Annotated in this window: 19 protein-coding genes; 9 read left to right on the top strand and 10 right to left on the bottom strand. The window is 70.0% G+C overall.

Features of this window, described 5'->3' with window-relative positions; all coding sequences use genetic code 11:
- Positions 1–67: 67 nt before the first annotated feature.
- A complete protein-coding gene (locus ACFYXB_RS00195) occupies positions 68–892 on the top strand; it encodes a DUF6597 domain-containing transcriptional factor (protein WP_389576381.1) in 825 nt (274 codons plus the stop codon).
- Between the two features lie 259 nt (positions 893–1,151).
- On the opposite strand, the gene ACFYXB_RS00190 is transcribed toward ACFYXB_RS00195, so the two are convergent.
- Complete coding sequence (locus ACFYXB_RS00190) at positions 1,152–2,039, bottom strand: NADP-dependent oxidoreductase (protein ID WP_389576379.1); 888 nt, start codon at positions 2,037–2,039, stop codon at positions 1,152–1,154.
- A 125-nt stretch (positions 2,040–2,164) separates the two neighbouring features.
- Between ACFYXB_RS00190 and ACFYXB_RS00185 the strand changes: the two genes are divergently transcribed.
- Positions 2,165–2,563: a helix-turn-helix domain-containing protein gene (locus ACFYXB_RS00185; protein WP_351364711.1), complete on the top strand. Its 399-nt coding sequence runs from the start codon at positions 2,165–2,167 to the stop codon at positions 2,561–2,563.
- Here the strand turns inward: ACFYXB_RS00185 and ACFYXB_RS00180 are convergent.
- The 4 genes from ACFYXB_RS00180 to ACFYXB_RS00165 all read right to left on the bottom strand — a co-directional run bounded on the left by ACFYXB_RS00180 (position 2,560) and on the right by ACFYXB_RS00165 (position 4,730).
- Entirely contained in the window at positions 2,560–3,312 is a 753-nt protein-coding gene (locus ACFYXB_RS00180) for a tyrosine-protein phosphatase (protein ID WP_389576376.1), read from the bottom strand. The genes ACFYXB_RS00185 and ACFYXB_RS00180 overlap by 4 nt on opposite strands.
- 23 nt (positions 3,313–3,335) lie before the next feature.
- Positions 3,336–3,524, bottom strand: coding sequence for a hypothetical protein (locus ACFYXB_RS00175; RefSeq protein WP_389576374.1), 189 nt, complete (start codon positions 3,522–3,524; stop codon positions 3,336–3,338).
- Entirely contained in the window at positions 3,524–4,300 is a 777-nt protein-coding gene (locus ACFYXB_RS00170) for an SDR family NAD(P)-dependent oxidoreductase (RefSeq protein ID WP_351364702.1), read from the bottom strand. Before ACFYXB_RS00170 ends, ACFYXB_RS00175 begins: the two co-directional genes overlap by 1 nt.
- Positions 4,301–4,391: 91 nt before the next feature.
- A complete protein-coding gene (locus ACFYXB_RS00165; RefSeq protein ID WP_389576372.1) occupies positions 4,392–4,730 on the bottom strand; it encodes a YnfA family protein in 339 nt (112 codons plus the stop codon).
- A 115-nt stretch (positions 4,731–4,845) separates the two neighbouring features.
- On the opposite strand from ACFYXB_RS00165, the gene ACFYXB_RS00160 reads away from it, so the two are divergent.
- Entirely contained in the window at positions 4,846–5,313 is a 468-nt protein-coding gene (locus ACFYXB_RS00160; RefSeq protein ID WP_388502606.1) for a hypothetical protein, read from the top strand.
- A gap of 396 nt (positions 5,314–5,709) precedes the next feature.
- Here the strand turns inward: ACFYXB_RS00160 and ACFYXB_RS00155 are convergent, their stop codons facing one another.
- A complete protein-coding gene (locus ACFYXB_RS00155; RefSeq protein ID WP_389576370.1) occupies positions 5,710–6,903 on the bottom strand; it encodes an RtcB family protein in 1,194 nt (397 codons plus the stop codon).
- Between the two features lie 205 nt (positions 6,904–7,108).
- Here ACFYXB_RS00155 and ACFYXB_RS00150 point away from each other — a divergent pair, with 205 nt between their 5' ends.
- The 3 genes from ACFYXB_RS00150 to ACFYXB_RS00140 all read left to right on the top strand — a co-directional run bounded on the left by ACFYXB_RS00150 (position 7,109) and on the right by ACFYXB_RS00140 (position 10,318).
- Positions 7,109–7,921, top strand: coding sequence for a DUF3558 domain-containing protein (locus tag ACFYXB_RS00150; protein ID WP_389576368.1), 813 nt, complete (start codon positions 7,109–7,111; stop codon positions 7,919–7,921).
- A gap of 119 nt (positions 7,922–8,040) precedes the next feature.
- Positions 8,041–8,898, top strand: coding sequence for a DUF3558 family protein (locus ACFYXB_RS00145; RefSeq protein ID WP_389576366.1), 858 nt, complete (start codon positions 8,041–8,043; stop codon positions 8,896–8,898).
- Positions 8,899–8,974: 76 nt separating this feature from the next.
- Positions 8,975–10,318, top strand: a complete 1,344-nt coding sequence (locus tag ACFYXB_RS00140; RefSeq protein WP_389576364.1) for a DUF2637 domain-containing protein — start codon at positions 8,975–8,977, stop codon at positions 10,316–10,318.
- A gap of 227 nt (positions 10,319–10,545) precedes the next feature.
- On the opposite strand, the gene lysS is transcribed toward ACFYXB_RS00140, so the two are convergent.
- Entirely contained in the window at positions 10,546–12,288 is a 1,743-nt protein-coding gene (gene lysS / locus ACFYXB_RS00135; RefSeq protein WP_389576362.1) for a lysine--tRNA ligase, read from the bottom strand.
- Between the two features lie 126 nt (positions 12,289–12,414).
- Here lysS and argS point away from each other — a divergent pair, with 126 nt between their 5' ends.
- Entirely contained in the window at positions 12,415–14,181 is a 1,767-nt protein-coding gene (gene argS / locus ACFYXB_RS00130) for an arginine--tRNA ligase (RefSeq protein WP_389577400.1), read from the top strand.
- Positions 14,182–14,261: 80 nt separating this feature from the next.
- On the opposite strand, the gene ACFYXB_RS00125 is transcribed toward argS, so the two are convergent.
- Positions 14,262–14,399, bottom strand: coding sequence for a hypothetical protein (locus tag ACFYXB_RS00125; RefSeq protein ID WP_389577460.1), 138 nt, complete (start codon positions 14,397–14,399; stop codon positions 14,262–14,264).
- A gap of 233 nt (positions 14,400–14,632) precedes the next feature.
- Between ACFYXB_RS00125 and ACFYXB_RS00120 the strand changes: the two genes are divergently transcribed.
- Entirely contained in the window at positions 14,633–15,496 is an 864-nt protein-coding gene (locus ACFYXB_RS00120; RefSeq protein WP_389576360.1) for a DUF4253 domain-containing protein, read from the top strand.
- 16 nt (positions 15,497–15,512) lie between these two features.
- Here the strand turns inward: ACFYXB_RS00120 and ACFYXB_RS00115 are convergent, their stop codons facing one another.
- Complete coding sequence (locus ACFYXB_RS00115; protein ID WP_389576358.1) at positions 15,513–16,715, bottom strand: PLP-dependent aminotransferase family protein; 1,203 nt, start codon at positions 16,713–16,715, stop codon at positions 15,513–15,515.
- 291 nt (positions 16,716–17,006) lie between these two features.
- On the opposite strand from ACFYXB_RS00115, the gene ACFYXB_RS00110 reads away from it, so the two are divergent.
- Positions 17,007–17,150 (top strand): hypothetical protein, encoded by a 144-nt coding sequence (locus tag ACFYXB_RS00110; RefSeq protein WP_389576356.1) that lies wholly within the window; start codon positions 17,007–17,009, stop codon positions 17,148–17,150.
- 57 nt (positions 17,151–17,207) lie between these two features.
- Here ACFYXB_RS00110 and ACFYXB_RS00105 read toward each other — a convergent pair whose 3' ends face one another.
- Positions 17,208–17,564: a DUF805 domain-containing protein gene (locus ACFYXB_RS00105; protein WP_389576354.1), complete on the bottom strand. Its 357-nt coding sequence runs from the start codon at positions 17,562–17,564 to the stop codon at positions 17,208–17,210.
- Positions 17,565–17,846 lie beyond the last annotated feature (282 nt).

The raw sequence follows: 17,846 nt of genomic DNA, 5'->3' as shown, positions 1-17,846 counted from the left end.
CCCCTCCAACGGCCACCCCCTCCCCTCTATTCCGCCGACTGTCAGTGGTCCGCCCTACGATCCCGACATGGCCGCCGCACGCCGTGACACCCGAGGCATAGTCGACACCGCGGAACTCTTCGCGCGGGTCGACTTCCGCCTCCACGAGCCCGTGGAGCCCCTCCGCCCTCACATCGAGCACTACTGGCTGATCGACTGGAACCTCACCGAGCCGTACGTCTCCCAGGTGGTCCCCCACCCCGCGGTCCACATCGTCTTCCAGCAGCTCCCGGACCAGGACCCCTTCGTCGAGATCGCGGGCGTCCAGCTGGGTCTGTTCACCCAGCGGCTGGAGCGCCGGGGCAGAGTGTGCGGCATCAAGTTCAGACCGGGCAGCTTCCGCCCCTACGTCCCGGGGCACCCGGTGACGACCTGGACGGGCCGCCGCATCAGACCCCCCGAGGTCTTTGCGGCCTTCCCTCGGACGGACCTCGCCGCCACCCTCACCACCGTCCTGTCCCCAGACGACGAGGAGGTCCGCATCGCCGCCCTCGACACGTTCCTCCTCACCCTCACCCCCCGCCCCGACCCCCAGGCCGACCTCGCCACGACCCTGGTCGACCGCATCCGCACCGACCGCACGATCCGCCGCGTCACGGACTTCGCCCGCGCCGAGGGCCTGTCCGTACGACTGCTGCAGCGCCTGTTCGCCGCGTACGTCGGGGTCGGCCCGAAGTGGGTCATCCTGCGCTACCGCATCCACGAGGCCCTGGAACGCGCCGAGACCGACCGAGCGGTGGACTGGGCGAGTCTGGCCGCCGACCTCGGCTACGCGGACCAGGCCCATCTGGTGCGGGACTTCACGGCGACGGTGGGTGTGCCACCGGCGGCGTACGCACAGGCGGTGCACTAGGGCCTGTTGCGAAAGTCCCGTCGTCCGCCCGGAGGGCGGGCCCGGCGGCGTCGTGGGGGTCCCCCCGCTCGAGCGAAGCCGAGAGTGGGGGAGCGTGCTCTCGGCGTGCCGGGTGCAGGCCCTCGTACTGGACGTACTTGGGTCTGTGCCCGGTGCGGCGAGTGGGGGCACCTCCCACGCCCTTCAGGCAGTGGGGGAGCGTGCATGGCGTCGCGGGGCAGGCGGGACTTTCGCAACAGGCCCTAGGGGCCGACCGCTCTCAGGGAACAAGCACCAGCCGCCCGCGCACCCCACCCTCAGCGAGACGGGCATGTGCCTTCGCCGCCTCCTCCAGGGGATACGTTTCGGCCACCCGGAGCGTCAGCACGCCCGAGTCCACCAGCCGCACCAGGTCGGCCAGCCGTGCCCCGTCCGCGGCCACGGCGACGGACGTGGTCCGCACGCCGCGCTCGGACGCCGGGTGAGCCTGCGGGATCACGCCGACGTACGCACCGCCGTCCCGCACCCACGCCAGGGCCGGCTCACCGAGGACGGCGGCGTCCAGTACGGCGTCGAAGCCCGCCGCCTCCCCTTCGGCCACGAAGCGGTCGGCGCCCAGGGACCGTACGAGCTCCTCGTCGCCCTGCCGGGCCAGCGCGGTCACCGCGATCCCCCGGTGGGCGGCGAGTTGGACGGCGTACCCGCCGACCGCACCGGCCGCACCCGTCACCAGCAGCGACTGCCCCGGCGCCAACTCCAGTAGATCCAGGGCCTGTACGGCGGTCAGCGCGTTCAGCGGCAGCGTGGCCGCGTGGGCCGCGTCCGCCGTCACCGGCGCCTTGGCCACCGCGTCCGCGTCCACGACGACGTACTCGGCGTGCGCGCCCAGCGGCTTCACCATGCCGTGGTCCAGCGCCACCACCTGGTCGCCCACGCTCCACGCGGCGGCCGGCCCCACCGCGTCGACCGTCCCCGCGACGTCCCAGCCGAGCCCGACCTGCTTGCCCGCCCCGCCGAAGACGCCCTCTCGCACCCCGGCGTCCACCGGATTCAGCGCCGACGCCGCCACCTTGATCCGCACCTGCCGCGCGCCCGGCTCGGGGACCGCGCTCTCCACGATCTCCACGGCCTCGGGCCCACCGAACTCCGTCACCACAACAGCACGCATGACCAGCAACTCCTTCGTCCGGCCGTTCGCCTCGGTCTCTCTTCAGCTGGCGACAACCCTAGGAAGAGCTACTATCCATCGGTAAGTAGTTATCTCAGAGTGCGTAGGTTCCCCGGAGGTATGCGATGCCGACCATGACCGCGTCCCAGCGCCGCGAGCAGGCGCGCGCGGAGTACGACGCGTTCATCCGCGGCTGCCCCACCAACCAGCTCCTCGACCGCCTCAGCGACAAATGGGTCAGCCTGGTCGTCGCCGCCCTCTCCCAGGGCCCCATGCGCTACAGCGACCTCAGCCGCAGGATCGCGGGCGTCAGCCCCAAGATGCTCACCCAGACCCTGCGCGCCCTGGAGCGAGACGGCATCCTGACCCGCACGGTCACCCCGTCGGTCCCGGTCCGCGTCGACTACGAACTCACCCACCTCGGCGCCGGCCTCGCCCACCTCCTCACAGCGGTGAAGGACTGGGCGGAAGCCCACATCGAGGAGGTCCACGCGGCACGGGAGCGGTACGACGCCGAGAGCTAGAGCTCCGGCACCGGCTCCAGCAGCCTCGTGCGGAGGCTCCGCGAGAGTTCCCCGGCGTCCATCCCCAACTCCCGGTCCACATAGGACTCGACCGAGCCGTACCGCGCCCTCATCGCGGCGAGGTACAGCCGCATCCCCGACTCCGGGGCGCGTCCGAAGGCCGGCCAGACCGGGGTGCGGCCGCCGTTGCGCGCCCGCCAGTCCGCCAGGAGGGCGGGGGCCGCGCGTTCCGTGAGCGTGAAGTCCTCAATGACCGTGGCCTCGGGGATGCCGAGCAACGTGAGGACCAGGGCGGCCAGTTGGCCCGTGCGGTCCTTGCCCGAGGCGCAGTGGAAGACCAGCGGGGCGTCGGTGCCGGCGACCAGTTCCAGCGCCGCCGCGATCTCCTTCCTACCGTCCTGCGCGACCTCCATATAGCGTTCGGCCAGATAGGGGCCGGGCTCGACATCGGGGGTCAGGGACGGCTGGTCGTACGGGCGGTGCTCGATGCTGAGGTTGTGGTACGTGAAGGAAGGGTGCGCCGGGACACGGCCCCTGGACTCGGCCTCCCACGGGTGCCGCAGGTCCAGCACCGTGCCGATCCCCAGGGACAGGAAGCGGTCCCAGTCCGCTGTGCCCTCGGTCAATTTGCCCAGCGAGTCCGCGCGGTAGAGGCGGCCGGGGCGGGTGCGGTGGCGGCCGTCCGGGGTCGAAAGGCCGCCCAGGTCACGGACGTTGTGCAGGGCGTCGAAGCGTATGTGTCTGTCCACGCCCCGAGTCTGGCCTGCGTGGCTCAGTGGCCGTGCCGTACCGCGTAGATCATGACGAACGCCACTATGTGGATGCCGAAGAGGAAGTACGCGAGGAAGTACCAGACCTGGCGCTCGTTCTTGGCCTCCTGGGCCAGGCGGCGCTTCTCGGCCGAGACCTCGGGGGCGAGCTCCGGGGTGGCCCCGGCAGTCCCCGCCTCTCGTTCCGTCATCACAGCTCCCTGTACACCTTCGTGTTCGACGCCTGGGCGCGCGGGCGCAGCACCAGGAGGTCGACGTTGACGTGGCTCGGGCGGGTCACCGCCCAGGTGATCGTGTCCGCCACGTCGTCGGCGGTGAGCGGTTCGGCGACGCCCGCGTAGACCTTCGACGCCTTCTCCTCGTCGCCGCCGAAGCGGGTCAGCGCGAACTCGTCCGTCTTGACCATGCCGGGCGCGATCTCGATCACCCGCACCGGCCGGCCGACGATCTCCAGACGCAGCGTCTCGGCGAGAACATGGGCACCGTGCTTGGCGGCGACATAGCCCGCGCCGCCCTCGTACGTGCCGAGACCTGCGGTGGAGGAGACCACGACCACCGTGCCGTCGCCGCTCGCGTCCAGCTTCGGGAGCAGGGCCTGGGTGAGGTTCAGGGTGCCGATGACGTTCGTCTCGTACATCGTGCGCCATTCCGCGGGGTCGCCGGTGGCCACCGGGTCGGCGCCGAGCGCGCCACCCGCGTTGTTGACCAACACGCCGATGGTCTTGAAGGCGGTGGCGAACTCGTCGACCGCGACGCGATCGGTGACGTCGAGCTGGTACGCCGTCGCCGCGTGCCCTGCCGCGTTGATCTCCTCGGCCAGCGCCTCGATACGGTCCTTGCGGCGGGCGGTGAGGACGACCCGGTACCCGGCCTCGGCGAGCCCGCGGGCCGTGGCGGCGCCGATTCCGCTGCTCGCACCCGTGACGACGGCGATGCGGGAGGCTGCGGGCGGTGTTGCGGCGGCCATGGCTGCTCCTCGGGCGTGCGTACGACGGTCTCTGCCCAGGGTAGGCGACGGTGACCGCGGTCCGAGGCTCCGGCCACCGTGCCGGCGGGGGTCAGCCGCCGCTCCGCGGAGCCCACATGATCACGGACATCCCGGCGAGGCAGATCAGCGCGCCGGTGACGTCCCAGCGGTCGGGACGAAAGCCGTCGGCGACCACGCCCCACAGGATCGAGCCGGCGACGAAGATCCCGCCGTACGCGGCGAGGATGCGGCCGAAGTGCGCGTCGGGCTGGAAGGTGGCGACGAAACCGTACGCGCCGAGGGCGAGGACCCCGCCCGTGATCCACAACCAGCCGCGGTGCTCGCGCACGCCCTGCCACACCAGCCAGGCGCCGCCGATCTCGAACAGCGCGGCGACGACGAAGAGAGCGGCGGAGCGGAGGATCAGCATGGGGGCACCTTGGCACGGGCGCTGTCACCTGATGGACGGCGCCTGTCACCGGCTGCGCGTGGGATAGATCCGTACGACCATCGGATTACAGGGCTGGGAGTACACAATGGGTGGCATGCGCAGAATGAAAGCACTGGCCGTGAGCGGTGCCGCGCTGGTGGCGGTGGCCGCGGCCGGTCCCGCCCGGGCCGGCGGTGCGCCGGAGGCCGACCTGGTCTACCACGGGTCGGCGGTGATGTACGGCAAGCGGGTCGAGGTCCGGCTCACCCCGCGCAACGAGGGGCCGGCCAGGGTCCCGGGCGCGAGCGTGCGGCTGCGCTGGTCGGTGCCGCTCGCGGACCGGCAGACACTGCCCGCCGGGTGCGTCCGTGCCGACCAGCGGACGGTGGTCTGCGGGACGGGACCGCTGGACGCGGACGGGCTGGGCGAACAGATCGCCCTCGGCGTGACACTGCGGAGCAAGGCGTCCGAGGCGACGCTGGAGCTCGACACGGTGTGGAGCGGCGGCACGGTGGACCGCGATCGGACCAACGACCGGACACGGGTGCTGATCCTCGACACCGGGGACGATTACTCGTTCTGACTGGTCGGCTCACCTGTGCGTCGTGCGATCCATGCACGACCGATATCTGCATGACGCAGACGAACGCAGATGAAAGCGAGCGGGGGCATGGCCGGGAACGGGAGCGTGCGGTCGCGGCTGCTGGACGAACTGTCCGAGCAGACAGCCTCTGACTCGCTCGCCGAGTGGACACGGCCTGCGGGCATGAGGGCGGCCTGCACAAAGCGCCGTTGGAGTGAGCACGAGGACCGGGTGCTGCCGGCCCTCAACAGCCCGACGGCGGCGGCAGATGTCCTCGGCCGGACCACGCGGAGCTGCAATCTCCGGCTCTGGCGCCCACGTACCGGCCAAGCGCCCAGGCCGAGTGGCCAATGACCACATGCGCGAGCCCTCGGTTTCCGACCGAGGGCTCGCGCCTCAGCCCTTCACGCACACCACCTGCTTGAGCTTCGCCACCACCTCGACGAGGTCCCGCTGCTGGTCGATGACCTGCTCGATGGGCTTGTAGGCACCCGGGATCTCGTCGACGACGCCGGAGTCCTTGCGGCACTCCACACCCCGCGTCTGCTCCTCCAGGTCCTTCGTCGAGAAGCGCCGCTTCGCCGCGTTGCGGCTCATGCGCCGACCGGCGCCGTGCGAGGCCGAGTTGAAGGCCTTCTCGTTGCCGAGGCCCTTCACGATGTACGACCCCGTGCCCATCGAGCCGGGGATGATCCCGTACTCGCCCGAGCCCGCGCGGATCGCGCCCTTGCGGGTGACGAGCAGGTCCATGCCGTCGTAGCGCTCGCGGCTCACATAGTTGTGGTGGCAACTCACCTCGGGTTCGAACGTCACCTTGGCCTTCTTGAACTCCTTTCGGATCACGTCCTTGAGGAGCGCCATCATGATCGACCGGTTGTACTTCGCGTACTCCTGAGCCCAGTAGAGATCGTGCTCGTACGCCGCCATCTGCGGAGTGTCCGAGACGAAGACCGCGAGGTCACGGTCGACCAGGCCCTGGTTGTGCGGCAGCTTCTGCGCGACACCGATGTGGTGCTCGGCGAGTTCCTTGCCGATGTTCCGCGAACCGGAGTGAAGCATCAGCCAGACCGAACCAACCGAATCCGTGCAAACTTCGACGAAGTGGTTGCCGCTTCCGAGCGTTCCCATCTGCTTTCCGGCACGTTCCTGACGGAATTTGACCGCTTCGGCCACTCCGTCGAACCGCCCCCAGAACTCGTCCCACCCACCAGTGGCCAGCCCATGGAACCGCCCCGGCTCCACCGGACTGTCATGCATCCCCCGCCCCACCGGAATCGCCTGCTCGATCTTCGACCGCAGCCGCGACAGATCGCCCGGCAGGTCGTTCACCGTCAGGGACGTCTTCACCGCCGACATGCCGCAGCCGATGTCGACGCCCACCGCCGCGGGGCAGACGGCGCCGCTCATCGCGATGACCGAGCCGACCGTCGCGCCCTTCCCGTAGTGCACGTCCGGCATGACCGCCAGGCCCTTGATCCAGGGCAGTGTCGCGACGTTGCGGAGCTGCTGCAGTGCGACGTCCTCGATCGTCGCGGGGTCGGTCCACATACGGATGGGGACCTTGGCACCCGCCATTTCCACGTACGACATATATTCCTCATTCCCCCGGAGAATTAAATAAACGGCATAACGCAAAAGCAGCGCCAAGGTCGGTGAAATAGGACAACGGACCGGCGTCCACGGCAGTGCGTGCGATACACATTGTCTCCAGGGGGCGCCCCGCTGCGGCAAGCGAATAACCAGCGGGGACACTGGAGAACCCGAGAGCGCAGAGCCCGTCGAGAGGAGCCCGACCGTGCAGCGGAAGGCGTACGTAACCGGCACCGTCGCACTCCTCGCGGCGCTGCTGGCCGGGTGCACCGGCGGGTCCGACGCGGGCGGGCAGACGGACAACTCCAACCCGGGCCACGCCGGTACGGCGACCGTGGAGGCCCAGCCCGGCAAGTACCGCACGCTCCCCGAGCCCTGCGGCGCGGTCGGCCATGGCACTCTCGACTCGCTCCTGCCGGGCATCCGGCAGATCCCCGACCAGACCCAGCAGGACCGGGCCTACGCGGGTGAGGCGACGCTGACGTACGACACCGACCGGAAGGTAGCGTGCCGCTGGAAGGTCGAGTCCGCCGCGGCCACTGACCACCTCCTCGTCGACTTCGAGCGGGTCGTGTCGTACGACAGCGCCGTCAGCGACGACAGCGAGGCGCAGAACCTCTTCGGGACCAAGGAGACGGCGGCCGATCTGCCCGAGCCCAGCGTGTCCCCGACCGCCTCGGCGCCCGCCACCGGCCCATCCTCGGCGTCCTCGTCCCCCTCCTCGTCCGCATCGGAGTCCGCCTCCGAGTCCGCGTCCACCGGTGGCGCCCCGTCCGATCTCCAGCCCCGCGCGCTCACCGGTCTCGGCGACGAGGCGTTCCTCGACGACCAGCTCAGCAGCTCCGGTTCGACGGCCGAACAGCGGACGGTGACTGTGGTGTTCCGCACGTCCAACGTCATTGTGACCATCGAGTACGCGGAGCAGCCGACGGCCGGCCAAGCCGTCCCGGACAGCAAGGAAATGCAGGACAGGGTGCGAAATCTGGCCGCGCAGCTGGCCGGTTCACTGGGTGGCTGACCGCCCTCGCGGCCCCCTCCGCGGCCGTGCGCAAAGCCCGTGAACGAGAACCGCACAGCTTCTTCACCGCGTACCGTGGCCCCTCGGACCCGATCCCGACCGCAGGAAATCCGAGCGTCATGAGTGAAGGAACCATGCAGCGAGCAGCCCAGCGAGACGACCGTCGAGACCAGCGTGACCAGCGGGCCGGGAGGCTGCGCCGTGTCCTTGTCTGTGCGGCCGCCGTTCCGGCGGTGCTCGTGGCCGCCGGCTGCTCCTCGGGCTCCGACGGCGCCGGCGCCAAGCCGACCGCGAGCAGCAGTTCGGGCTCCGGCTCGGGCTCGAGTTCCGCGAGCCCGTCGCCGACCGTTCAGGCTGCCCCCTACCGCAGGTTGCCGGAGGCGTGCGCGGTGCTGTCGAAGAAGACTCTGGGTGAACTCGTACCGAAGGGCACGAAGTCGGCCAAGAAGGGCACTTCGGATGACACTTCGTCCCGTGCCAGCTGCTCCTGGAGCAGCCTGGACAACAACGGTGTGAAGGGCTCGCAGTTCCGCTGGCTCAACGTCTCCCTCCTCCGCTTCGACTCGGACGCGAACCGGGGCTCGGGCGACAAGCAGGCGGAGGGCTACTACGCCAAGCAGGTCCAGGACGCCCAGTCCGTGTCCGGTGCCAAGAACACCAAGGCCACGCCGGTCGCCGGGACGGGCGACCAGGCGACGGCGGTGCGCTACGACCTGAAGAAGAAGGAAGGCTCCTTCAAGCAGCAGACGATCGTGGCACGCGTCGAGAACGTCGTCGTCACCGTGGACTACAACGGTGCGGGCCTGGCCGGCGAGAAGACGCCGGACGCCGCCGACCTGGCGAAGGCCGCGCAGCACGCCGCCAAGGAGGTCGTGGCCGCGGTGACGTCGGCGAACGCGAAGGACAGCGCCTCCGGCACGGCGAAGCCCTCGCCGTCCAAGTCCGCGTCGAGGAAGGCGAGCCCCGCCACCTCCTGACGTACCGGCAACACGCGCGCCGCACTGATGTGCCACCCTGTTGCGCGCAACGACAGGCAAGGGGAGGGGAGTAGGGGTGGCCACGCGCATACAGCTGACCCGAACGCACCGCATTCTCATCGGTGTGGTGGTGTCGGGCGCCGTGATCATCGCCGGCATCGGCTTCGCCGGTTCCTACGCGGCCGTCCGTGAGCTGGCCCTCAAGAAGGGCTTCGGGAACTTCTCGTACGTGTTCCCGATCGGAATCGACGCGGGCATCTGTGTCCTGCTCGCCCTGGACCTGCTCCTGACGTGGATCCGCATCCCGTTCCCGCTGCTGCGGCAGACGGCGTGGCTGCTGACGGCGGCGACGATCGCCTTCAACGGCGCCGCCGCCTGGCCGGACCCGCTGGGCGTGGGCATGCACGCGGTGATCCCGATCCTGTTCGTGGTCTCGGTCGAGGCGGCCCGGCACGCGATCGGCCGCATCGCGGACATCACGGCCGACAAGCACATGGAGGGTGTCCGCATCACCCGCTGGCTGCTCTCGCCGATCCCGACGTTCCTGTTGTGGCGCCGGATGAAGCTGTGGGAGCTGCGCTCCTACGAGCAGGTCATCAAGCTGGAGCAGGAGCGCCTCGTCTACCAGGCCCGCCTGCGCTCCCGTTTCGGCCGCGCCTGGCGTCGCAAGGCCCCGGTGGAGTCCCTGATGCCGCTGCGCCTGGCGAAGTACGGCGTCCCGCTCGCGGAGACGGCCCCGTCGGGCCTGGCGGCGGCGGGAATCGAGCCGGCACTGCTGCCTGCGGCGCCGCAGCAACCGGAATTGCCCGCTCCCGCCGGCTCCGCGGCTGCGGGCAGTCGTGCCGCTGGGGCGGCGCCCGTCCCCCAGCAAGCGGCACCTCAGAGCGAGCAGCGCCCGGACTTCGCCGACCAGAACCCCGGGCAACCGGAAATCCCCGACGAGCAGAGCCCTTGGTTCCAGGGAACCCCTCCCCAGATCAACTACCAGGGCAACTACGACCCCACCTTCGAACCCCCGTACATCCCGGAGGAGCAGTACCAGCAGTGGTACGCGGAGCAGCAGCGGCTCTACCAGGAGCAGCAGCAGTACGCCGAGCAGCTGCAGTACCAGGAGCAGCTCCCCGCCGAGCCGCCCTCGATGGAGGACACCGGCAGCTTCCCCATCCCGGTCTCCCCGGGCCGCACCCGTGAGCTGGGTGAGGGTGGTGGCGTTCCGGAACCCCCGGAACCGGGCGAGGAGGAGTTCTACACGGTCTTCAAGAAGTCGATAGGCGGCAGCGGTTACCCGACCCCGCGTGAGTTCATCGGCAACGTGGAGGCCGAGTTCGGCATCGCCCTCTCCGGGGAGGACGCCAAGCGCATGGTCAACCGCTTCACGAACCGCCACACCGCCGAGCTGGAAGAGGACCACATCGCGTAACCACGACGCGGTACGACGAGGGGGGGGGGCCGGGGGGGCCCGGCGCCCCCCCCCCGGGGGGCCCCCGCGGGGCGACCCCGCGCGCACCCCCCCCCGCGGCCCCCCCCCCCCCCCCCCCCCCGTTGTATGAGCCCCCCTGCCGTAACCCACGCGGGGTACCCCGGTGGGGGGCGCGGGTGTAACAGCGGGCCCCCCCCTCGTCGTAGGACCGCGTCGTAGAACCGGCGCTACTCCCCGAGCAGGGCCCGCACCCTCTCCTGCCCCACCGCGAGCAGCAGCGTGGGCAGGCGCGGGCCGGTGTCGCGGCCGACGAGCAGGTGGTAGAGCAGCGCGAAGAACGTCCGCTGGGCGGTCTTGATCTCCGGCGGCAGTTCCTTGGGCGTCGCGTCGGCGGAGAACCCGGCCTGGACCTTGGGCACGCCGTAGACGAGGTGGGTCAGTCCGTCGAGGGACCAGTTGTCGGCGAGTCCGTCCAGCAGCAGCCGCAGGGACTGCTGGGAGGCCTCGTCGAGGGACTTCAGCAGTTCGGCGTCGGGCTCGTCGCGGACGATGGTGCGCTGGTCGGCGGGGACGTGGGTGTTGATCCACGCCTCGGCCTTGTCATAGCGCGGCCGGGCCTGGTCGAGCGAGCCGAGCGGGTTGGCCGGGTCGAGGTCGGACAGGATGCGCAGGGCCTGGTCCTGATGGCCGGCGGTGATGTCGGCGACCGAGGCGAGCGTGCGGTACGGCAGCGGGCGCGCGGTCTTCGGCAGCTCACCGGCGGCGGTGCCGACCGCGCGCGAGTACGCGGCGACGTCGCCCGGCAGGGAGGAACCGTCGGCGACCTTGGCCGCCAGCTTGTCCCACTCGTCGTACAACCGCTGGATCTCCTGGTCGAAGGCGATCTTGAAGGACTGGTTGGGCCGGCGGCGGGCGTACAGCCAGCGCAGGAGCTGCGGCTCCATGATCTTCAGCGCGTCGGCCGGGGTGGGGACGCCACCGCGCGACGACGACATCTTGGCCATCCCGCTGATGCCCACGAAGGCGTACATCGGGCCGATGGGCTGCTCGCCGCCGAAGATGCCGACGATCTGGCCGCCGACCTGGAAGCTGGAGCCGGGGGACGAGTGGTCCACACCGCTCGGCTCGAAGATCACGCCCTCGTACGCCCACCGCATCGGCCAGTCGACCTTCCAGACCAGCTTGCCGCGGTTGAACTCGCTCAGCCGGACGGTCTCCGTGGAGCCGCAGGCGTCGCAGGTGTACGACAGCTCGGTGGTGTCGTCGTCGTACGAGGTGACGGTGGTGAGGTCCTTGCCGCAGTTGCCGCAGTACGGCTTGTACGGGAAGTAGCCGGCGGAGCCGGAGCTGCCGTCGTCCTCGCTCGCCGCGCCCGAGCCCTCCTCGGCCTCCAGCTCGGCCTCGTCGACCGCCTTCTGCTGCTGCTTCTTGGCGGGGGCCTTCTTCGTGCGGTACTGCGCCAGGATCGCGTCGATGTCGGCGCGGTGCTTCATGGCGTGCAGGATCTGCTCGCGGTAGACACCGGAGGTGTACTGCGCCGTCTGGCTGATCCCGTCGAACTCCACGCCCATCTCGGCCAGCGACTCGACCATGGCGGCCTTGAAGTGCTCGGCCCAGTTCGGGTACGGCGAGCCCTCCGGCGCCGGGACGGAGGTCAGCGGCTTGCCGATGTGCTCGGCCCAGGACTCGTCGATGCCCGCGATGCCGGCCGGGACCTTGCGGTAGCGGTCGTAGTCGTCCCAGGAGATGAGGTGGCGGACCTCGCGGCCGCGGCGGCGGATCTCGTCGGCGACGAGGTGCGGGGTCATGACCTCACGGAGGTTGCCCAGATGGATGGGCCCGGAGGGGGAGAGGCCGGAGGCGACGACAACAGGTTTGCCGGGGGCTCGACGCTCCGACTCCTCGATGACCTCATCCGCGAAACGGGAGACCCAGTCGATGGTCTCGGTGCTCTGAGCCACGATCGGCACGTCCTTCTTCCTGAACGGGTGACACCTCATTGTCACAGACGGGCATGCGACCGGGAAAACCGCTTTACCCCCCATGGGATACTGGCTGTGTCTATCGATCCCCACGAGGAGAAGGCACCCCTTCCTATGGCCTCGGTCACGTCCCTCAGCGATTCCGTCCAGCAGCGCCTCGCGTCCGCCCTCTCGGCCACCCTGCCGGAGGCCGCCGACGCCGACCCGCTGCTGCGACGTAGCGACCGGGCGGACTTCCAGGCCAACGGCATCCTCGCGCTGGCGAAGAAGAGCAAGGCCAACCCGCGGGAGCTGGCGACCCAGGTCGTCGCGGCGGTCGAGTCGGGTGACGTGATCAAGGACATCGAGGTCTCCGGCCCCGGCTTCCTGAACATCACGATCTCCGACCGGGCGATCACGGAGAACCTGGCGGCGCGGTACGCGGACGAGGCGGGCCGCCTCGGCGTGCCGTACGCGGAGAACCCGGGCACGACGGTCATCGACTACGCCCAGCCGAACGTGGCGAAGGAGATGCACGTCGGCCATCTGCGTTCCGCTGTGATCGGCGACGCGGTGGTCCAACTCCTGGAGTTCACCGGCGAGACCGTGATCCGCAGGCATCACATCGGCGACTGGGGTACCCAGTTCGGCATGCTCATCCAGTATCTGGACGAGCACCCGCACGAACTGGACCACAAGGCCGCCCAGGTGTCCGGCGAGGAGGCGATGTCCAACCTGGACCGCCTCTACAAGGCCGCGCGCAGGCTCTTCGACTCCGACGAGGAGTTCAAGACGCGGGCCCGGCGCAGGGTGGTCGACCTCCAGGCCGGGGACCCCAAGACCCTCGCCATGTGGCAGAAGTTCGTCGACGAGTCGAAGATCTACTTCTTCTCCGTCTTCGAGAAGCTGGACATGGAGGTCCGGGACGCGGACATCGTCGGCGAGTCGGGCTACAACGACATGCTGGCCGAGACCTGCCGCCTCCTGGAGGAGTCGGGGGTGGCCGTCCGCTCGGAGGGCGCCCTCTGCGTGTTCTTCGACGACATCAAGGGCCCGGACGGCAACCTGGTCCCGCTGATCGTGCAGAAGTCGGACGGCGGCTACGGCTATGCGGCGACCGACCTCTCCGCGATCCGCGACCGCGTGTTCAACCTCAAGGCGAACTCGATCATCTACGTCGTGGACGCCCGTCAGTCGCTGCACTTCAAGATGGTCTTCGAGACTGCGCGGCGGGCCGGCTGGCTGAACGACGACGTGAAGGCGTATCAGCTGGCCTTCGGCACGGTCCTCGGCAAGGACGGCAAGCCGTTCAAGACGCGTGAGGGCGAGACCGTACGGCTGGTCGACCTGCTGGACGAGGCGATCGACCGGGCCTCCGCGGTCGTACGGGAGAAGGCGCAGGACCTGTCGGAGGAGGAGATCGCCGAGCGGGGCGCCCAGGTGGGCATCGGCGCGGTGAAGTACGCGGACCTGTCGACGTCGGCGAGCCGCGACTACAAGTTCGACCTGGACCAGATGGTCTCGCTCAACGGCGACACGTCGGTGTACCTCCAGTACGCGTACGCCCGTATCCGGTCGATCCTGCGCAAGGCCGGGGACATCCGGCCGGCCGCGCACCCGGAACTGGCGCTGCACGAGGCCGAGCGTGCGCTGGGCCTGCACATCGACGCCTTCGCGGAGACGGTCGCGGAGACGGCGGCGGAGTACGCCCCGCACAAGCTGGCCGCGTATCTGTACCAACTGGCGTCTCTCTTCACGTCCTTCTACGACAAGTGTCCGGTGATCAAGCCGCAGCCGCCGAGGGACATCGCCGAGAACCGTCTGCTCCTGTGCGACGTGACGGCCCGGACGCTGCACCAGGGCATGGCCCTGCTGGGCATCCGGACGCCCGAACGGCTCTGATCCTCGCCGGATTCAACACGGGTGGCGCGACGGCCGGTTGTACGGTCGCCGCGCCACTGTCGTACGCACGGCCACGGCGGTCAGCTCGGGGAACAGCACACCGTGGGCCAGGTGGTGCTTCCGTTCTTCTGGATGGTCACGCCCCAGTTGTTGCCGCTGCCGTTGGGTCTGGCGACGAGGACCTTCTCCGGGGGCGGCACGTTCATCGGCACCGTCACCGCCCAATGGTTCGGTAGTTGTTTCGAAACATTCGGATAATGGTGGTTCACATTTTGGCTGGTGAACGCCTATAGCCGGGCACGATACTCAGGTTCGATGACTACTGCGAGGTTTCGAGATCGGAATCATGGGGGGAGGCTTCGAAATTTTCGAGTACGGTGTCCAACTTCAGGTAACCGCGGGGCCACCCCACGACCCACCCCTGTCAGTCCCTCCGCCTACAGTCACCCGCATGGCGACTCTTCCCAATCCGCTGCCCAAGCTGGCCGGCGACCCAAGTGGGCGTTCTCTCGGGCTTCGGCTTCCGCCCGGGCGGCTGATCGACGCTACCGATGACGGGCCCTGGCCGGAGCCCCTGCTGTGGTGTGCCGAGAAGTCGGCCTCGTCCGGGAACTGGGCCGCACTGGGCGTGCCCGCCGGGCGGGCCGGCCTGCTGCCCGTCCTGGTCGACGCCGGTGACTCCCAAGGCGGGCCGGAGCACTGGGAGTTGATGCCCGGCGACGTCTCGTACCCCGGCGACCACGACGTCGAGGACGTACTCGCCGAGTACTGGGAGTACTGGGAGGACGAGGAAGCCGAGGAGGAGGTCGGCGAAGGCGGTGACTCCTTCGCCGCCGACTTCGAGCTCGCCGAGCTTCTCGCGCCGTACGGACCCGAGTGGCCGGGACTCGCCCCCGCCGCCGCCCTCTCCGTCGACCCCGACACCTGCGCCGCCCAGCTCGCCGACTCGCTCGCCGAGGGTCACTCGGGGTTCAAGGACCTGCGCCTGGCTCTCGTCCCCGCTCGTCGCTCCGCCGACATACCCGCCGCGATCGGCTGGTCGGGTCCGGTCAACCACGACAACGACGTGGCCCGGCTGTGCGCGGTCATGCGGTCGTGGGAGGACCGGTTCGGCATGCGCGTCGTCGCCCTGGGCTTCGACGTCCTGGTCGTCTCCGTGGCCGCCCCGCCCACCACTCTCGCCGACGCCGAGGCCCTGGCGGCGGAGCACTTCGCGTTCTGCCCGGACAACGTCACCCAGAACGGCTCCGGCAAGCTGCGCGACTACGCCAAGGAACTCGTCGGCGAGCGCGTCTGGCAGTTCTGGTGGGACTGAGGCCCATCCACCCCGGTCAGCCCCTGAGGCCCCTGCCCAGTCTGCGCAGCCCCTCCCCGATCTCCTCCGGGGTCTGCGTCACGAAGCACAGGCGCAGGGTCGAGCGGTCGGGCTCGCCCGCATAGAAGGGCGCGCCGGGGACGTACGCCACGTCCTGCTCCACCACCCTCGGGAGCAGGGCCGTGGTGTCGTACGTCTCCGGCAGCCTGGCCCACAGGAACATGCCGCCCTCGGGACGGTTCCAGGTCGAGCCCGGCGGGAGGGAGCCGGGCAGCGCGGCGAGCATCGCGTCCCGCCGCTCGCCGTAGACCGCGCGCACCTTCGCCACGTGCGCGTCCAACACGTCCAGGTACCGTGCCGCCGCAAGCTGGTTCAGCGTCGGTGTGTGCAGGTCCGCCGCCTGCTTGGCCACCGCGCACCCGCGCCGCAGCCCGGTCGGCGCGCGCAGCCAGCCGAGGCGCAGGCCGGGGGCCATGACCTTGGAGAAGGAGCCGAGCAGGACGGTACGGTCCTCGGCCCCCGGGTGCGCGGCGATCCACGGGACGCGCTCGCCCTCGTAGCGGAGTTCGCCGTACGGGTCGTCCTCGACGAGCCAGACGCCGGTGCGCGCCGCCACCGACGCCACGGCCGCGCGGCGGGTGGACGGCATCGTGCGGCCGGTGGGGTTCTGGAAGGTGGGGACCAGGTAGAGGAGTTTCGGGCGTTCCCGCGTGACCAGGTCCTCCAGGGCCTGCGGGTCCACGCCGTCCGCGTCACCCGGCACGGGCAGTACGCGTGCGCCCGCGAGGCCGAAGACCTGAAGTGCCGCCAGATAGCAGGGGTCTTCGACGAGGACGGTGTCCCCGGAGTCGAGCAGTGCGGTGGCGAGGAGGGACAGGGCCTGCTGCGAGCCGGTGGTGATCAGCAGGTCGTCGGCGTCGGTCGGCAGACCCTGTGCCGTGATGCGTGCGGCCAGGCCCGTCCGCAGCGTCGGCTCGCCCTCCGTCGTGGAGTACTGGAGTGCTCGCGCCGATTCCCGCTCCAGCACCTCACGGAACGCGGCCGCGATGCCCTCCCGGTCGAACAGCTCCGGCGCCGGCAGACCGCCCGCGAAGTTGATCACCTCGGGGCGGGCGGTGACCGCCAGGATGTCCCGTACGGGCGAGCCGCCGACCGTACGTGCCCGTGCCGCTAGCGGCGGGACGGGGGCGACGGGTGGCGCGGGCTCGGTGACGGTCATGGCAACGGCTCCTTCGGCTGCGGCTCGTCTGCTGTCCGCAGACTAGGGAGGTACGTGCCGGGTACAGCCGTAATTCCGCGATCCGGACGGGGATCGGGGGGCCCGGCGCGCTTACGCCTTTACGCCCACTGCGTCCCGGGACGCGTTCCAGCCGCGGAAACGCCGCCGAACAACCGCAGTTCAGAGCCGTGGACCGGCTTCCGGTGTCCCGAATCGCCCGTGCGGGCTGGCGGGTCGCGTGGGCCGTCTCGCACGCTGGGGTCACGTCGAGCGGATGATCAGGAGACGCCCATGTCCGAACGCCCCGCCCCCACCCGCCTGTTCGCCGCCCTGGCCCTCGCTCTGGTCGCCACACTCGCCCTCTCGGCGTGCGACGACGGTGAGGGCGTACGGGACGAAGGGCCCTCCTCCGCGCACACCACGGTCTTGCCCTGAACGGCCGAGGGGCCGCCCGGACGTCGGTCCGGGCAGCCCCTTGAGAAAGGCGCGGGATCAGGCGAACGCCGGGGTCTCCTTCGGGTTCGCGCCGTACTTGTTCGCACCGGGCACGCTGTCCGAGCAGTAGAAGACCAGCAGCACGATGCCGCCGACGAGCGGGATGAGCCCGATCAGGAGCCACCAGCCGCTGCGGCCCGTGTCGTGCAGACGGCGCACCGCCACACCCCAGGCCGGCAGCAGGAGCCCGACCGCGACGACGGCGACGATGGCCGGGACCTTGATCGCGGCGCCCACGCCCAGGAACACGACGTACAGCAGGGCGTAGAAGAGTACGAACATCCAGTACTCCTTGCGGCGCGCGCGCCCGCTGAACACCGCGTACTTCTTGAGCGCCTCGATGAACCAGTTCATTGCGTCCCCCCAGGGATCGACGTACTTGTGAAGACCCCTCCGGAACGGATCAGGCCAGGCGCAGAGGATAGATACGTCGACGAGAACTCGTCATCCCCCTTGCATGGCTCCAATCGGCCCCAGCCATCCGGCCTCTGACGCCTTCAAACGTCGTTTTCCGGACAGACCCACCGATGATCACCGACGCTTCCCGGAGACGTGCCCGGTCGTTCCCGGAACCGAGTTCGTTCCGTTGCCGAAACGAAGGCGCATCGATGCCGTACCGCCACCGTGCCGGTACCG

The sequence above is a fragment of the Streptomyces sp. NPDC002619 genome, assembly GCF_042889305.1.
In the GTDB taxonomy this organism is placed as follows: domain Bacteria; phylum Actinomycetota; class Actinomycetes; order Streptomycetales; family Streptomycetaceae; genus Streptomyces.
This window is presented reverse-complemented; position numbering and strand designations above follow the sequence as displayed.

Excerpts from the sequence above, each read along its gene's own strand:
- ACFYXB_RS00195 (WP_389576381.1), top strand. The coding sequence starts at position 68 with ATGGCCGCCGCACGCCGTGACACCCGAGGCATAGTCGACACCGCGGAA.
- ACFYXB_RS00190 (WP_389576379.1), bottom strand. The coding sequence starts at position 2,039 with ATGCGTGCTGTTGTGGTGACGGAGTTCGGTGGGCCCGAGGCCGTGGAG.
- ACFYXB_RS00185 (WP_351364711.1), top strand. The coding sequence starts at position 2,165 with ATGCCGACCATGACCGCGTCCCAGCGCCGCGAGCAGGCGCGCGCGGAG.
- ACFYXB_RS00175 (WP_389576374.1), bottom strand. The coding sequence starts at position 3,524 with ATGACGGAACGAGAGGCGGGGACTGCCGGGGCCACCCCGGAGCTCGCC.
- ACFYXB_RS00170 (WP_351364702.1), bottom strand. The coding sequence starts at position 4,300 with ATGGCCGCCGCAACACCGCCCGCAGCCTCCCGCATCGCCGTCGTCACG.
- ACFYXB_RS00165 (WP_389576372.1), bottom strand. The coding sequence starts at position 4,730 with ATGCTGATCCTCCGCTCCGCCGCTCTCTTCGTCGTCGCCGCGCTGTTC.
- ACFYXB_RS00160 (WP_388502606.1), top strand. The coding sequence starts at position 4,846 with ATGCGCAGAATGAAAGCACTGGCCGTGAGCGGTGCCGCGCTGGTGGCG.
- ACFYXB_RS00155 (WP_389576370.1), bottom strand. The coding sequence starts at position 6,903 with ATGTCGTACGTGGAAATGGCGGGTGCCAAGGTCCCCATCCGTATGTGG.
- ACFYXB_RS00145 (WP_389576366.1), top strand. The coding sequence starts at position 8,041 with ATGAGTGAAGGAACCATGCAGCGAGCAGCCCAGCGAGACGACCGTCGA.
- argS (WP_389577400.1), top strand. The coding sequence starts at position 12,415 with ATGGCCTCGGTCACGTCCCTCAGCGATTCCGTCCAGCAGCGCCTCGCG.
- ACFYXB_RS00120 (WP_389576360.1), top strand. The coding sequence starts at position 14,633 with ATGGCGACTCTTCCCAATCCGCTGCCCAAGCTGGCCGGCGACCCAAGT.
- ACFYXB_RS00115 (WP_389576358.1), bottom strand. The coding sequence starts at position 16,715 with ATGACCGTCACCGAGCCCGCGCCACCCGTCGCCCCCGTCCCGCCGCTA.
- ACFYXB_RS00110 (WP_389576356.1), top strand. The coding sequence starts at position 17,007 with ATGTCCGAACGCCCCGCCCCCACCCGCCTGTTCGCCGCCCTGGCCCTC.
- ACFYXB_RS00105 (WP_389576354.1), bottom strand. The coding sequence starts at position 17,564 with ATGAACTGGTTCATCGAGGCGCTCAAGAAGTACGCGGTGTTCAGCGGG.